The 14,120-nt window shown below is 66.6% G+C and carries 12 protein-coding genes; 6 read left to right on the top strand and 6 right to left on the bottom strand.

Translation table 11 applies throughout. The annotated features are described in order from the left end of the window. The 5 genes from AC3WG5_RS12435 to nagZ all read left to right on the top strand — a co-directional run bounded on the left by AC3WG5_RS12435 (position 1) and on the right by nagZ (position 3,545). Positions 1-351: an antibiotic biosynthesis monooxygenase family protein gene (locus AC3WG5_RS12435; RefSeq protein WP_008953853.1), complete on the top strand. Its 351-nt coding sequence runs from the start codon at positions 1-3 to the stop codon at positions 349-351. After that, complete coding sequence (gene recO, locus AC3WG5_RS12440) at positions 332-1,060, top strand: DNA repair protein RecO (protein WP_492568910.1); 729 nt, start codon at positions 332-334, stop codon at positions 1,058-1,060. Before AC3WG5_RS12435 ends, recO begins: the two co-directional genes overlap by 20 nt. 230 nt (positions 1,061-1,290) lie before the next feature. After that, entirely contained in the window at positions 1,291-2,028 is a 738-nt protein-coding gene (pdxJ, locus tag AC3WG5_RS12445; protein ID WP_492568930.1) for a pyridoxine 5'-phosphate synthase, read from the top strand. A gap of 12 nt (positions 2,029-2,040) precedes the next feature. Then, a complete protein-coding gene (acpS, locus tag AC3WG5_RS12450; protein ID WP_492568911.1) occupies positions 2,041-2,454 on the top strand; it encodes a holo-ACP synthase in 414 nt (137 codons plus the stop codon). 5 nt (positions 2,455-2,459) lie between these two features. Beyond that, positions 2,460-3,545, top strand: a complete 1,086-nt coding sequence (nagZ, locus tag AC3WG5_RS12455; protein ID WP_492568912.1) for a beta-N-acetylhexosaminidase — start codon at positions 2,460-2,462, stop codon at positions 3,543-3,545. A gap of 203 nt (positions 3,546-3,748) precedes the next feature. Here the strand turns inward: nagZ and AC3WG5_RS12460 are convergent, their stop codons facing one another. The 4 genes from AC3WG5_RS12460 to AC3WG5_RS12475 form a co-directional block, all read right to left on the bottom strand. Then, complete coding sequence (locus tag AC3WG5_RS12460; protein ID WP_492568913.1) at positions 3,749-4,915, bottom strand: HD-GYP domain-containing protein; 1,167 nt, start codon at positions 4,913-4,915, stop codon at positions 3,749-3,751. A gap of 74 nt (positions 4,916-4,989) precedes the next feature. Further along, positions 4,990-6,144, bottom strand: a complete 1,155-nt coding sequence (locus AC3WG5_RS12465; RefSeq protein ID WP_014086775.1) for an HD-GYP domain-containing protein — start codon at positions 6,142-6,144, stop codon at positions 4,990-4,992. 58 nt (positions 6,145-6,202) lie between these two features. After that, positions 6,203-10,147 (bottom strand): ATP-dependent RNA helicase HrpA, encoded by a 3,945-nt coding sequence (hrpA, locus tag AC3WG5_RS12470; protein ID WP_492568914.1) that lies wholly within the window; start codon positions 10,145-10,147, stop codon positions 6,203-6,205. Positions 10,148-10,202: 55 nt separating this feature from the next. Continuing rightward, positions 10,203-11,129 carry a LysR family transcriptional regulator gene (locus tag AC3WG5_RS12475; RefSeq protein ID WP_492568915.1) on the bottom strand — a complete coding sequence of 309 codons (927 nt, stop codon included), beginning with the start codon at positions 11,127-11,129 and terminating at the stop codon, positions 10,203-10,205. A gap of 87 nt (positions 11,130-11,216) precedes the next feature. On the opposite strand from AC3WG5_RS12475, the gene AC3WG5_RS12480 reads away from it, so the two are divergent. Beyond that, the gene (locus AC3WG5_RS12480) at positions 11,217-12,095 is read left to right on the top strand and encodes a DMT family transporter (RefSeq protein WP_492568916.1); all 879 of its coding nucleotides are present in this window, start codon (positions 11,217-11,219) and stop codon (positions 12,093-12,095) included. A 12-nt stretch (positions 12,096-12,107) separates the two neighbouring features. Here AC3WG5_RS12480 and AC3WG5_RS12485 read toward each other — a convergent pair whose 3' ends face one another. Next, positions 12,108-13,040 (bottom strand): CysB family HTH-type transcriptional regulator, encoded by a 933-nt coding sequence (locus tag AC3WG5_RS12485; protein WP_492568917.1) that lies wholly within the window; start codon positions 13,038-13,040, stop codon positions 12,108-12,110. After that, complete coding sequence (locus tag AC3WG5_RS12490) at positions 13,037-14,119, bottom strand: sulfate/molybdate ABC transporter ATP-binding protein (RefSeq protein WP_492568918.1); 1,083 nt, start codon at positions 14,117-14,119, stop codon at positions 13,037-13,039. Before AC3WG5_RS12490 ends, AC3WG5_RS12485 begins: the two co-directional genes overlap by 4 nt. Position 14,120: the final 1 nt, after the last annotated feature.

Here is a 14,120-nt window from a genome sequence, read left to right on the forward strand (position 1 = left end):
ATGCCGGATTCTCTGCCGCTCCCGCCGTATTGGACCGTGATCTTTTCCTCGCAGCGTAGCGAGGCCGAGCAGGGCTACGCCGAGATGGCCGAGCGCATGTTGCGGCTGGCCCGGGTGCAACCCGGCTTTCTCGGCATGGAAAGCGCGCGGGACGAAAACGGTTTCGGCATTACCGTGTCTTATTGGGATAGCGTGGAGGCGATTGCCGCCTGGCGTCATCATGCGGAACACATGGTGGCGCAGCGCCTTGGGCGTGAGGTGTGGTATCAGGCCTTTTCGCTGAAGGTGGCCCGCGTCGAGCGGGCGCACGATTTCCCGAATCCGACGTCGCATGAGCCAGGGCCGGGTTGACCGCCAGCCGGCCTACGTGCTGCATGCCCAGCCGTACCGGGAAACCAGCCTGCTGCTCGACGTGCTGACGCGCGAGCATGGACGCATCGCGCTGGTGGCGCGTGGCGCGCGCCGGCCCCGGTCCGACCTGCGGGGCGTGCTGTTGCCGTTCCAGCCGCTGCTCCTGGCCTGGTTTGGCAAGAACGAAGTGCGCACTTTGCACACCGCCGATTGGCAGGGCGGCGTGCCGCAACTGTCGGGCTTGCCGCTGGTGTGCGGGTTTTATCTCAATGAATTGTTGATCAAGCTGACGGCGCGCGACGACCCGCACCCGGAAACCTTCGGCGTCTACGCCGAGGCGGTGCGTGGGCTGGCGTCGGGCGGCTTGCTGTCGGCGGTGTTGCGGCGCTTCGAGCTGGGCCTGGTGCGCACGCTGGGCTACGCGCCTGCCTTCGATGTCGACAGCAACGGGCGCGAAGTGGAGCCCGACGTGCCCTACCTGTGTGGGCCCGAGCAGGGGCTACAGCGTTGGCAGGGCGAGCCGGTGCCGGCGCAGCAGCAGGTGATCGAGGGCCGGATTCTGCTGGCGATGGCCGGCGGCGATTTTTCCGAGCTCGCCACGCGGCGCGAGGCGCGCCGTCTGATGAGACTTTTCCTGGGGCAGCTTCTGGGGGCGCAGTCATTGGCGACCCGCGAGCTGCTGCAATCAATCAGTGCCCTCGGCGACTGATTCCAACGGTATTGGAAACGAGAACGCGAGGACCCGCGAGTGGGGCAGCGGAGGGCGCTGGCTCTCGGCAAGCGGTTGCGAGCGGCTTTCCGCAGGCCAATCGAGTGCTGGGCTAATTCAAGGATTGGCCACGCTGAGCTGGACCCGCGCGCCGTGCGCGACATGTCGCGGACACGCGATCGTTTCTAACCTGAATGGAATGAGACCGACCGGGGCGATGGAGTGAGATGATGATTCTGTTGGGCGTGAATATCGACCATGTGGCCACCCTGCGCCAGGCGCGTGGCACCCGTTACCCGAGTCCGATCGAAGCGGCGCTGGTTGCCGAGACGGCCGGTGCCGACCTGATTACCCTGCATCTGCGCGAAGACCGTCGCCACATCCAGGACGCCGACGTGGTGGCGATGCGCCAGGTGATCAAGACGCGCATGAACCTGGAGATGGCGCTGACCGAGGAAATGCTGGCCAATGCGCTGGCAGTCAAACCGGAGGATGTTTGCCTGGTGCCGGAAAAACGCGAAGAGATCACCACCGAGGGCGGGCTCGACGTGATCCGTCATTTCGACCAAGTGCGTGACTATACCCAGGCCCTCACTGAGGCCGGCATTCGCGTTTCGCTGTTCATCGACCCGGACAACCAGCAGATCGAAGCGGCCCGCGACGCTGGCGCCCGTGTGATCGAACTGCACACCGGCGCCTACGCCGACGCGGTGCATCAGGCCGAACGCGAGCGCGAACTGGCTCGGGTTCGTGAGGCGGCGGTACTTGCCGCGCACCTGGACTTCGTGGTCAACGCCGGCCATGGCCTGTCGTATCACAACGTGAAGCCGGTGGCGGCGATTGCCGAAATCGCCGAACTCAATATCGGTCACGCCATCGTCAGCCAGGCGCTGTTCGTCGGTTTCCCCGAGGCGGTGCGCTCGATGAAGGCGCTGATGATCGAAGGCCGGCACGCGGCCCACCAGTAAGCGACCCCAGTCATGATCTATGGCATTGGCACGGACCTCGTCGCCGTGGCGCGCATGCAGGCCCTGCTCGATCGCTGGGGCAGCAAGGCCGGGCGGCGCATCCTGGCGCCGTCGGAGTGGGCGGCGTTTGCCGCCAGCCGCGATCCGGCGCGCTTGTTGGCCAAGCGTTTCGCGGTCAAGGAGGCGGTGTCGAAAGCCCTGGGCACCGGCATCCGCGCGCCGGTGCTGCTCACCGCCATCGCCGTCGATCACGACGCCCTGGGCAAGCCCTTGCTGGTCTTCAGCCCGCCGCTACAGCAGTTCGCCGAAAGCCGTGGCGTGATCGGCAGTCATCTCTCCATCAGCGACGAGCGCGACCATGCGCTCGCCTTTGTCGTGCTGGAGGGGGTGCCTTCGGCCAACCCTCCCGCCATTTTGCAGGCCTGATTCCTATGTACAGCACCGTATCCCTCCCGCGCGGCCCCGTGATGGTGGACGTGGCGGGTTTCACCCTGACCGATGCCGAGCGCGTGCGGCTTCGCCATCCTCTGGTCGGCGGGGTGATCCTGTTTCGGCGCAATTTCGAGAACATCGAACAGCTCAAGGCGCTGACCGCTGAGATCCGCGCGCTGCGCTCCCCTCATTTGCTGATCGCGGTGGATCATGAGGGGGGGCGGGTGCAGCGCTTCCTCGATGGTTTCACGCGCCTGCCGCCGATGCGCGTGCTGGGCGAGGCCTGGCAGCGCGACCCGCAAGAAGCCGAAAGCCTGGCCGAAACCGTCGGTTACGTGCTGGCGGCGGAACTGCGCGCCTGCGGCGTCGACCTGTCGTTTACCCCGGTGCTGGACCTCGACTGGGGGCGTTGCGCCGTGATCGGCAACCGCAGCTTCAGCCGCGACCCTGAAGTGGTTTCCGCCTTGGCGCTGGCGCTGCAGCGCGGTCTCCAGCGCGGCGGCATGGCCACCTGCGGCAAGCACTTCCCAGGCCATGGCTATGTCGAGGGCGACAGCCATCACGTCATCCCGGTCGACAAGCGCAGCCTGGACGAGCTGATGGCCGACGACATCAAACCCTTCGTGCGTCTTTCCGCTGCCGGCCTGACCTCGGTGATGCCGGCGCACGTGGTCTACCCGCAGGTGGACGACCAGCCGGCCGGTTTCTCGCGTATCTGGCTACAGGACATCCTGCGCCAGCAGGTGAAGTTCGACGGGGTGATCTTCTCCGACGACCTGTGCATGGAAGGTGCGGCTGGCGCCGGCGGCATCGCCGAGCGTGCCCGCGCCGCCTTTGTCGCCGGCTGCGACATGGCCTTGGTGTGCAACCGCCCGGATCTGGCCGACGAACTGCTGGCGACCTTGGCAGATCCGGCCATCGCCGGATTGGCGGAGCGGCTGGCGCGCATGGAAGGACAGGGCGAGCAAGCCGAGTGGGAAAAGGCTCTGGATAGCGCCGATTTCGCCGCCGCCCGCGCCACCGTGGCGCGACTGGCGATGCCGCCGGATGCGCTGAAGGGGCCCGCGGTGGGCGAGGCCAGCTGAGCCTATCTCATTAGATGGCTGCGCCTGCGCCGCTTGAGTGCCAGCGGACTGCGTGCGAACTCTCGCCCAGAGATTCGCTCAGCGATGCGGAATCCTCATGTACTCCGTGTACATTCCGGTTCCTGTGCTCCGCTGGAACTCAACCTGCTTTGGCTCGCTCGCCTACTGAAACAGGCTTCTGGAGGTTTGTTTTTGATGCGGGATCAGGGTTTCCACAGTTTTGCCAGGAAGCCGGGGCGCACCCCGGCCTGGCTGAGCGGCACCGCCTCGACGATGTGGTAGCCGGGGTTGCGCGTCTCGCGCAGCAGCGGCTCGGCGTAGGGCGGGCCGTCTGCCTTGCGTAGCGCCGCCACGCGGGGTTCGTTGGCTTTCTCGCGGCGGTGGGTGACCATGGCGATTTCGCCGTTGGCCAAGCGCACGCAGCTGCCCGGCGGGTAGATGCCGATCTCCTTGATCAGCAGCGCGGTGTATTGTGGGTCGAATTCCCCGTAGCCGCCCTGGAACAGCTTGGCCATGATGCGAGCGGCGGGCTCGGTCGCATGACTGGGCGAGGGGGACAGTCGGCTGGTCAGCACGTCGGCCAGGTGCAGCAGGTGGGCCAGCGCGTCGATATCGTGACGGTTCAGTCCGTGCGGGTAGCCCGAGCCGTTCCACTCCTCGTGGTGCTGCTGTACCAGGGTGTGCCACAGCTCGTCGGCTATGCCGGCCTCGCGCAGGATGGCCGAGCTCAGCAGCGGATGGGTGAACAGGGCCTCGCGTTGCTGTTGCGTGGCTGGGGTGTCTTGGGCGGACATCTGGTTGAGCAGGCCGGTGACCGCGATGTTCATGGTCAGCGCCGCCCCGATCAGGCTGTTCTGGACCTGTTCGGCAAGGCCCAGGCGGCGTGCCAGCACCGCCAGCAGTGCGGCGGTGTGCAGGGCATGGCCGCTGCCGTGATCGCGCGGCGGGACCAGCAGGGTGGCGGCCAGCAGGGCGTCCGCCTGGCTGGCGGCCAGTTCGTGAAGACGCCGGACAACGCTGTGCAGGCTGTCGGCCAGCCCGGCAACCGCCAGTCCGTGCGTCAGCAGGCCCTGTGCCCGCTGTCCGAGGAATTCCATTTCCAGCAGGGGGTTGGCCGGGCGCTGCGCCTCTTCCTGCCGGCGCAGCGCTTCGGCACGTTCGCGTTTCTCTCGCTCCAGCCGCGCCTCGATCGCGTCCTTGTCGCCCACGCCGACGTTGAGCAGCTTGTCGCGTTGCTCGGCGCTCAGGACGTAATGGCCTTTTTTCAGCAGCAAAAGGCCGTTGTTGGCGTAGACGTCGACCGGCAATTCCTGCCCCACCCTGAGTCGCAGGGGGTGCAGTTTGGACTTGTTGTCGGGAAGGTCGCTCATGGTTGGAAGTCACGCATTGGCTGATCGCCATTGTAGCCTGCGCCCGGGCCGCCGGCGCGGTGAATAATGACGGCCTAGTGCTTGCGCTTTTTCCACAGCGCGGAGAGGTACTGTGGGCGGATGCCGGCCTGGCTCAGCGGGATCATGCCGACGATCTGGTATTCCTTGAGGCGAGTCTCGCGCAGCAGCGGCCCGCCGTAGGCGGCACCATCCTCGCGGCGCAGCGCGGCGACCAGCGGCTGGTCGGCGCGCTCGCGCCGGGCCACCACCACGCCGAGCTCGTGGTTGGCCAGGCGCACGAAGCTGCCCGGTGGGTAGACGCCCATTTCCTTCACCAGCAGCGTGACGTACTGGCTGTCGACTTGCTGGTCGCGGTTCTTGAACAACTGGGCCAGCGCGTTTTGCGGCAGGATGGCCTTGCGGTAGCTGCGCGGCACCAGCTTGGCGGCGGAAATGTCAGCCAGATGCAGCAGGTGGGCCAGCGGGTGGATGTCGGTGCGCTCCAGTCGTTCCGGGTAGCCGGAACTGTCCCATTCCTCGTGATGCTGTTGCACCAGGGTATGCCACAGTTCGTCGGTGACGCCGCATTCGCGCAGGATCGCCGAGCTGAGCAGGGGGTGCCCGGCGACGTCTTCCTGCTGCTCCGGGGTCAGCGGGGTGGCCTGGCTGTACAGCTCGTCCATCAGCGGGGCGATGGAGAGGTTCATGGTGAGCGCGGCGGCGATCAGGATCAGGCGGGCATCCGCCGGCGTGTCCAGGCGCTTGGAGATCAGCGCGGCGAGGATGGCGGTGTGGATGCTGTGCGCGGCGGTGTAGCGCTGGATCGGCAGCAGCAGCATCGACGCCAAGAGGCCGTCCGGCACCTTGTCACACAGGCCGAGCAGACGTTCGGCCAGTTCGCGCAGCTTGAGTTCGAACATCGGCTCGGACAGCGCGCAGTTGAGCAGGTAGTCGAGCGACGGGGTGATGTGGTGCACCTCCTCGAACGGTTCGATCAGCTCGGCCGGGACGTCGGCGCGCTTGGCGGTGGGGTCCGGTTTGTTCTGCTGAGCGCGCTGGCTGGCTTCGAGCGAGCTGTGGGCCAGCAGGCGCTCCTTCTGCTTGTCGGTGAGGACGTAGTGGCCCTTGCCGAGCAGCAGGAAGCCGCTCTTGGTATAGAGGTTGATGGGCAGTGCTTCCCCGACCTTGATGAGGCTGTCCAGCGGGTTTTTTCCAGAAGACGATGTCATTCTTTTTCGATTCTCCAAGCCACGCTACAAGTTTAGCCCGATAAACAAGGTGGGGAAATTATTTACCCGAAATGGTTTCCCATTCTTTCATCAAACGCTTGAGCGAAACAGGGTAAGGTGTTTTCAGCTCCTGGGCAAACAGGCTGACGCGCAACTCCTCGATTTTCCAGCGGAACTCGGCGAGTGCCGGGGTCGCCTCTCCCTTGTCTTCGGCTTCGGCCAGGCGGGTTTCCCACAGCGTCCAGAGCTGGCGGATCTCGGCGGCACGCTGGCCGTCGCGCTGAGCGTTGGCCACCTGCTTGTCCATACGCAGGCTCATCGCCTTCAGGTAGCGCGGCAGGTGGGGCAGCTGGCTCCACGGCGTGGCGGAGAGGAAGCCCTTGTAGACCAGGCGGCCGAGTTGTTCGGTCAGTTCGCGACCGAGTTTGTGCTTGGCGAGCTTGGCTTGCAGCGCCTGGTATTCACCGGCGATCTGGTTGAGGTAGGCGGTCACCGCCTGGATCACCGCCGGCAGCCGGGTGCGCGCGCGTGCCTTCTGGTCGTTGAAGGCTTTCTCGGTGCGCGGCGGCTCGTCGTCGCCGATGAAGGCGCGGTCGCAGATGCAGGCGATGGCGTCGGCGAGCAGGTCGTCGACGTTGGCCACACCCCGCAATTGCAGGCCGAGCTGGGTCATGCCGGGCAGGCCCTTGCCGAGCTGCTTCATCTGCTCCTTGAGCTGCAGCTGCAGCAGCCGCACCACGCCCTGGCGGTGGGCGCGGCTGGCGGCGTATTCGGTGTCGTAGAGGCGGATCGCCACCTTGTCGGTTTCCAGCGTCAGCGCCGGGTAGCCGGTGAGCTGCTGGCGGCCGCGGGCGAACTGGATCGCCGCCGGCAGTTCGCCGAAGTCCCAGCTGGTGACGTCGTCGCGCTCGAACTCGGCCGAGGTGTCGCGGAAGGTGAGCTGCGCGGCCTGGCCGAACTGCTTCTGCAGGGCGAGCAGGTCGCGTCCGAGGCCGATTTCCTGCTTGCCGTCGTCGATGACGCGGAAGTTGAACAGCAGGTGCAGCGGCAGCGTGGCGAGGTCGAAGTCGTCCACGGCCACTTTCACGCCGCCGGTTTCGCGCAGGATGAAGCGTGCCAGCTGCGGGGCGATCGGCTGCGTGGTGTCGGGGTTGGCCGAAAGGAAGCGCGTGACGAAATCCGGTACCGGCACACAGGTGCGGCGCACCTGCTTGGGCAGGCTCTTGATCATCAGCTGCAGCTTTTCACGGATCATGCCGGGCACCAGCCACTCGAACGGCGCCGGCTCGAGCCGGTTGAGGATGGCGAGCGGCACGTCCACGGTGACGCCGTCGAGCGGATGGTTGGGTTCGAAGCGGTACTTCAGGCGCAGCTTGCCGTCTTCGTGCTCGAGCCATTCCGGGAACTGGTTGACGGTGACGTGCTGGGCGGCGTGGCGCATCAGCTCTTCGCGCGTCAGGAACAGTCGCTTGGGGTCGGCCTGCTCGGCCTCTTTGCGCCAGGCTTCGAAACTGGCGGCGTCGACTACGTGCGCCGGGATGCGCTCGGCGTAGAAGGCGAACAACGCGTCTTCATCCACCAGCACGTCCTGGCGCCGCGCCTTGTGTTCGAGCTGCTCGACCTCGCGGATGAGCTGCTGGTTGCGCTGGAACCAGGGGGCGTTGCTGACGTACTCCATCGCCACCAGCGCGCCGCGGATGAACAGTTCGCGCGCTTCTTCCGGTGCGATGCGGCCGTAGCTGACCGGGCGGCGCGGCACCAGGGTCAGGCCGTAGAGCGTGACGCGCTCGCTCGCCACCACTTCACCGCGGGTTTTTTCCCAATGCGGGTCGAAGTAGTGGTACTTGATCAGGTGCGGAGCGAGTTTTTCCACCCACTCCGGCTCCACCTTGCCGACGCAGCGGGCGTAGAGCTTGGTGGTTTCCACCAGTTCGGCCGCCACCAGCCACTTCGGCTTGGCCTTCTTCAGGCCGGAGCCGGGGAAGACGTGGAAATGCACGCCGCGTGTGCCGAGGTAGTCGTCGCTCTCCTGCGATTTCATGCCGAGGTTGCCGATCAGGCCGGTGAGCAGCGCCTGGTGCAGGCGCTCGTAGGCCACGGCGTCGAGCTGCTGGCGCTTCTTGACGCTGAGCTGCTCGAGGTTGGCCGAAGGCTCGGCGTCGGCGTGCGCCTCGTGACGCTGGATCAGCCCCAGCTCGGCGGCGATCTCGGCCAGCTGGCCGTGCAGTTCGCGCCATTCGCGCATCCTGAGATAGGACAGGAAATGCTCGTGGCACAGGTTGATGAGCTGGCGGTTGGACTTCTTGTGCTTGAGCGCGTCCTGGAAGAAATCCCACAGGTGCAGGAAGGACAGGAAGTCCGATTTCTCGTCGGCGAATTTCTGCTGCGCCCGCTCCGCCGCCTCGCGCGCCTCGAACGGCCGCTCGCGCGGGTCCTGGATGGAGAGCGCGGCGGCGATGATCAGCACCTCGCGCACGCAGCCGAGATCGCGCGCGGCGAGCAGCATGCGGCCGATCTTGGGGTCGATCGGCAGCCGCGCCAGTTCCTTGCCGACCGGGGTCAGCTCGCTCTTCTCATCCACCGCGCCCAGCTCGGTCAGCACCTGGTAGCCGTCGGCGATCAGCCTTGAGGACGGCGCCTCGAGGAAGGGGAAGTCGTCGACGCGGCCGAGGCGCAGCGCCGCCATGCGCAGGATCACGGCGGCGAGGTTGGAGCGCACGATTTCCGGGTCGGTGAACGCCGGGCGGGCGTTGAAGTCGTCCTCGCCGTAGAGCCGTACGCAGACGCCGGCCTCGACCCGGCCGCAGCGGCCGGCACGCTGGCGCGCCGCCGCCTGGGAAATCTTTTCGACTTGCAGCTGCTCAACCTTGGCGCGCGGCGAGTAGCGGTTGAGTCGGGCGAGGCCGGTGTCGATCACGTACTTGATGCCGGGCACGGTGAGCGAGGTTTCCGCCACGTTGGTGGCGAGCACGATGCGCCGTCCGCCCGACGGCTTGAAGATCTTCTGCTGGTCTTCGTTGGAGAGGCGGGCGAACAGCGGCAGGATCTCGTAGCCGCGGATGCCGGACTTGCGCAGCTTCTCCGCCGTGTCACGAATCTCGCGCTCGCCGGGCAGGAACACCAGCATGTCACCCGGGCCGTGGCGCGAGATTTCGTCCACCGCGTCGACGATGGCGTCTTCCATTTCCACTTCACGCTCGTCCTCGTCACGCTCCTTGAGCGGGCGGTAGCGCACTTCCACCGGGAAGGTGCGGCCGGAGACCTCGATCACCGGCGCGCCGTCGAAATGGCGCGCGAAGCGCTCGGCGTCGATGGTGGCCGAGGTGACAATCACCTTCAGATCCGGCCGGCGCGGCAGCATCTGCTTGAGGTAACCCAACAGGAAGTCGATGTTGAGGCTGCGCTCGTGCGCCTCGTCGATGATGATGGTGTCGTAGGCTTCGAGGTAGCGGTCGGTCTGGGTTTCCGCCAGCAGAATGCCGTCGGTCATCAGCTTGATGACGGATTTGTCCGAGAGCTTGTCGGTGAAGCGCACCTTGAAGCCGACGTGGGCGCCCAGCTCGCTGCCCAGCTCCTGCGCGATGCGCGTCGCCACCGAGCGCGCGGCGAGCCGGCGCGGCTGGGTGTGGCCGATCAGCCCGTACACGCCGCGGCCCAGCTCCAGACATATCTTGGGGATCTGCGTGGTTTTGCCCGAGCCGGTCTCGCCGCAGATGATCACCACTTGGTGCTTGGCGATGGCGGCGCGGATTTCCTCGCGCTTCTGGTTGACCGGCAGCGCGAGGTCGAACTCCGGCTTGGGCAGGTTGGCCGAACGCGCTTCGGCGCGGCCCTGCGAGCGGGCGATCTGCTGCGCCACGTCGGCCAGCAGCTTGTCGGACGGCTGCTGTTTCTTCAGCCGTTGTTCGACGTCGGCCAGCTTGCGTTTCAGACCGTGACGGTCGCGGATCAGGCAGGAGGGCAGGGCGGCCTTCAGTTCGGCCAGCGGGCGGGTGGTGGTCATGCGTAGAAAGAACGGCGAAAACGGGAAAGCGCGAGTATAGCAGAGGCGGGGTGCACTAGACCTGCGGCAGGCCAAGGCGGGTGGCAATCTGCAGCAGGTAGTCCACCACTACCCGGACCCGCGGAGAACGGTAGCGATCGGCGTGGTATACCAGCCAGCTGCTGCCCTGGTAGCGCCCTAGCAGTTGCCAGTCGGGCAGCACGGGCACCAGCGTACCGCCAGCGACTTGTTGACGCGTGGTGAAATCGGGCAGGCAGGCGATGCCGAGCCCGGCTTCGGCCGCCTCGCGTCGCATCTCGCTATGGTTGCTCGCGTAACGGCCACGCACGTTCACCACCACGCGCTCGTTGCCGCGCACCAGGCACCATTCGTCGTCACCTGGCAGCTCGGCCAGATGCAGGCAGCTGTGGCGCACCAGCTCGGACGGGTGCAGGGGAACGCCATGCTGTGCCAGATAGGCCGGGGAGGCGAATAGTAGCGTGCGCACGGCCATGAACGGCCGCGCCACGTAGCCGGCGGGCGGATCCCCTAGGCGTAGTGCGATGTCGACGCCTTCGGCGATCAGATCGACCACCGCATCGGTGACGTAGAGCTCCAGCGATAACTGCGGATAGCTCTGCAGCAATGCCGGCAGTTGCGGGTGGATCAGCTGGCGCAGCGCCGCCTTGGGGGCCGACACTCGCACTCGGCCTTCTACGGTGCTGGCATGACGCGCGGCGCCGTCACAGGCGGCCCGTGCCGCGTCCAGCATCACCCGCGCATGGCGCAGCACCTCCTGCCCGCCGCTGGTCAGGCGCAGCCGGCGCGTGCTGCGTTCCAGCAGCGTCAGTCCCAGTGCCGCCTCCAGCCGGGCGATCTGGCGGCTTACCGCCGAGGGGGTGCTGCCTTGCAGCCGTGCGGCGGCGCTGAACGAACCGGCTTCCACCACGTCCACCAATACCGCCAGGTCGGGCAAGAGCGGCAGTAGCTCATTTGTTCTCATGGGGCACAAATCCTTTGCTTTGGTGGGGCATTATCAATGGCTGAGGCCAGTTTCATACTGTGGCTCAGTCAATGCAAGGAGCCCACCATGTCCCGCGTACTCGTGCCTGCCGAACTGTTGCTCTTGCTCACCGCCGCCATCTGGGGCAGCAGTTACAGCGTGGTCAAGACTGCGCTGGTGTTCTATCCGGTGGCGGGTGTCATCGCCATCCGCTTCCTCCTCACCGCGCTGCTGTTGACGCCTTACTGGCTGCGCCTGCCGCGCGCGCAGCAGCGTGCCACTTGGGCGGTCGCACTGCCGACTAGCGTTGGTCTGCTTGCGATCTTCTTTGCCGAAACCGAAGGTGTGGCACGTACCAGTGCCGGCAATGCGGCGTTTCTGGTCAGCCTGTGCCTGCTGCTGACGCCGCCGGTGGAGTGGCTGTGGTTTGGCAAGCGCCCGTCCGGCAAGCTGTGGCTGGCCGCCATCGTGTCGCTGCTGGGCACCTGGCTGCTCACCGGCATGTCCAGGGGAACGCTCAACCAGGGCGATGCACTGATGCTGCTGGCGGCGCTGATTCGTGCCGTGCAGACCTGTCTCACCACGCGGCTGACCGCTGGCAAGCAGCTCGACATGCTGGGGCTGACCGGGGTTCAGGGCCTGCTGGTGGGTGGCGGCGCCTTGCTGCTGGCACCGTGGCTGCCGGGCGGTCTGCCACCGTTGCCGATGGCGGCGGGTTTCTGGTTCGCCACTGCTTTCCTGACGGTGTTCTGTACCCTGTTCGCGTTCTGGGCGATGAACCGTGCGCTGGCCGCTTCCAGTCCGAGCAAGGTGGCCTTGCTGCTGGGCAGCGAGCCGCTGTGGGGGGCGTTGTTCGCGGTGGCGTGGCTGAGCGAGCCGCTGGCAGCCAGCGGCTGGCTGGGAGGCGTACTGATAGCCGGCGCGGCTTTGTGGCTTGCGTGGCCGGCCAGACCGGCAATGGCCTGAGCGGATAAACCGCTAGTCCGGCGCCGTCGGCACCAGGGCCTGGCGCACCGTGGTTTCGTCGAGCTCCGCCGAGCACAGCTCGATGAAGCGGTAGGCGTAGCTTCTCAGGTAATGGCCGCGGCGCACGGCGATGCGCGAGGTCTGGTGGCCGAACAGCGGCACCGAGTCCACTTCGGCCACGCCTTGGTCGCGCTGCGCGTCGACCGCCATCGAGGCGACGATGCCCACCCCCATTTCCAGCTCGACGTAGGTCTTGATCACGTCGGCGTCGAGTGCCGCCATCACCACGTCCGGCAACAGCCCGGCCTCGGCGAAGGCGCGGTCGATCTGGGCGCGGCCGGTGAAGCCTTCGTGGTAGGTGACCAGCGGGTAGTCGGCCAGCGCCTCCAGCGTCAGCGGCTTGACGCCGTGCAGCGGGTGGTCCGGCGGTGCGATCACGGTGTGGTGCCAGCTGTAGTAGGGGAAGGACACCAGTTCCGGCACCGCCGAGATGGCCTCGGTGGCGATGCCAATGTCGGCCTGGCCGTCCAGCAGCAACCGCACCAGTTCGTCCGGGCTCGCCTGCAGCAGCACCAGGTGCACCTTGGGGAACGCCTGCTTGAACGCCGTCACCACCTTGGGCAGGGCGTAGCGCGCCTGGGTGTGGGTGGTGGCGATGGTGAGCTGGCCCTGATCGCGCTGGCTGAACTGTTCGGCCAACCTTTTGACGTTGCCGGCGTCGAGCAGCATACGCTCGACGATGGTCAGGAGTTCCTTGCCCGGATCGGTCAGGCCGAGGAAGCGCTTGCCCTTGCGCACGAACAGCTCGACGCCCAGCTCGTCCTCCAGGTCCTTGATGTGCTTGCTGACGCCCGATTGCGAGGTGAACAGCGCGTTGGCGACCTCGGTGAGGTTGAAATTCTGCCGTACCGTCTCGCGGATGATGCGCAGTTGCTGAAAGTTCATGCTCGTCCTGCCGTTTCGTTGTGGGTGAACACCCGCAAGGCGCGTGGCTGCAGGCGCACCTGCTGGCCGGCGGTGAAGGTCTGGGCGTGCCAGGTCTCGTACGGGAGTTCGACGTCGTAGTGCTGGCCGTCCTGGCTGCCGCTGCCTTCCAGCTCGACGCGGGTCAGGGCGCCGACGCTGAGCACGCGGGTGATGCGCGCCGGGATGCCGGCATCCTGTTGCTCCAGGCGAATCTCCAGTTCGTGCGGACGCACGAAGGCGACCACCTCGCTGTCCTCGCCGGCATGGTCGGCCTGGGCCGCCAGGCGCGTGCCGCCGACGTCGATGCCGCCGGCCGTGCGGCGTCCCTCGAAGCGGTTGGCCGAACCCAAAAAGCCGTAGACGAAAGAGGTGGCCGGGTGGCGATAGACCTCGTCCGGCGTGCCGATCTGTTCCACCTTGCCGTGGTTCATCAGCACCACGCGGTCGGCCACCTCCAGTGCTTCTTCCTGGTCGTGCGTGACAAAAATCGACGTGATGTGCAGCTCGTCGTGCAGGCGGCGCAGCCAGCGGCGCAGTTCCTTGCGCACCTTGGCGTCGAGCGCGCCGAACGGCTCGTCCAACAGCAGCACGCGCGGCTCCACCGCCAGGGCGCGGGCGAGCGCGATGCGCTGGCGTTGGCCGCCGGAGAGCTGGGCCGGGAAGCGGTCGGCCAGCCAGTCGAGCTGCACCAGTTGCAGCAGTTCGTGCACCTTGCGCTTGATCTCGGCCTCCGACGGGCGCTCCTGGCGCGGTTTCATGCGCAGGCCGAAGGCGACGTTGTCGAACACCGTCATGTGGCGGAACAGCGCGTAGTGCTGGAACACGAAGCCGACCTGGCGCTCGCGCACGTGGGTGTCCGAGGCGTCCTCGCCGTCCAGCAGCACCTTGCCTGAATCGGCTTGTTCCAGCCCGGCGATGACGCGCAGCAAGGTGGTCTTGCCGCAGCCGGACGGACCCAGCAGGGCGACCAGCTCGCCGCTGGGAAAATCGAGGCTGAGGTCGTCCAGCGCGACGAAGTGGCCGAAGGCCTTGTGGATGTTCTGTACCTGGATGCTCATA

The organism is Pseudogulbenkiania sp. FW507-F1, from assembly GCF_058781125.1.

Excerpts from the sequence above, each read along its gene's own strand:
- AC3WG5_RS12490 (WP_492568918.1), bottom strand. The coding sequence starts at position 14,119 with ATGAGCATCCAGGTACAGAACATCCACAAGGCCTTCGGCCACTTCGTC.
- AC3WG5_RS12480 (WP_492568916.1), top strand. The coding sequence starts at position 11,217 with ATGTCCCGCGTACTCGTGCCTGCCGAACTGTTGCTCTTGCTCACCGCC.
- hrpA (WP_492568914.1), bottom strand. The coding sequence starts at position 10,147 with ATGACCACCACCCGCCCGCTGGCCGAACTGAAGGCCGCCCTGCCCTCC.
- pdxJ (WP_492568930.1), top strand. The coding sequence starts at position 1,291 with ATGATTCTGTTGGGCGTGAATATCGACCATGTGGCCACCCTGCGCCAG.
- AC3WG5_RS12435 (WP_008953853.1), top strand. The coding sequence starts at position 1 with ATGCCGGATTCTCTGCCGCTCCCGCCGTATTGGACCGTGATCTTTTCC.
- acpS (WP_492568911.1), top strand. The coding sequence starts at position 2,041 with ATGATCTATGGCATTGGCACGGACCTCGTCGCCGTGGCGCGCATGCAG.
- nagZ (WP_492568912.1), top strand. The coding sequence starts at position 2,460 with ATGTACAGCACCGTATCCCTCCCGCGCGGCCCCGTGATGGTGGACGTG.
- AC3WG5_RS12460 (WP_492568913.1), bottom strand. The coding sequence starts at position 4,915 with ATGAGCGACCTTCCCGACAACAAGTCCAAACTGCACCCCCTGCGACTC.
- AC3WG5_RS12485 (WP_492568917.1), bottom strand. The coding sequence starts at position 13,040 with ATGAACTTTCAGCAACTGCGCATCATCCGCGAGACGGTACGGCAGAAT.
- AC3WG5_RS12465 (WP_014086775.1), bottom strand. The coding sequence starts at position 6,144 with ATGACATCGTCTTCTGGAAAAAACCCGCTGGACAGCCTCATCAAGGTC.
- AC3WG5_RS12475 (WP_492568915.1), bottom strand. The coding sequence starts at position 11,129 with ATGAGAACAAATGAGCTACTGCCGCTCTTGCCCGACCTGGCGGTATTG.
- recO (WP_492568910.1), top strand. The coding sequence starts at position 332 with ATGAGCCAGGGCCGGGTTGACCGCCAGCCGGCCTACGTGCTGCATGCC.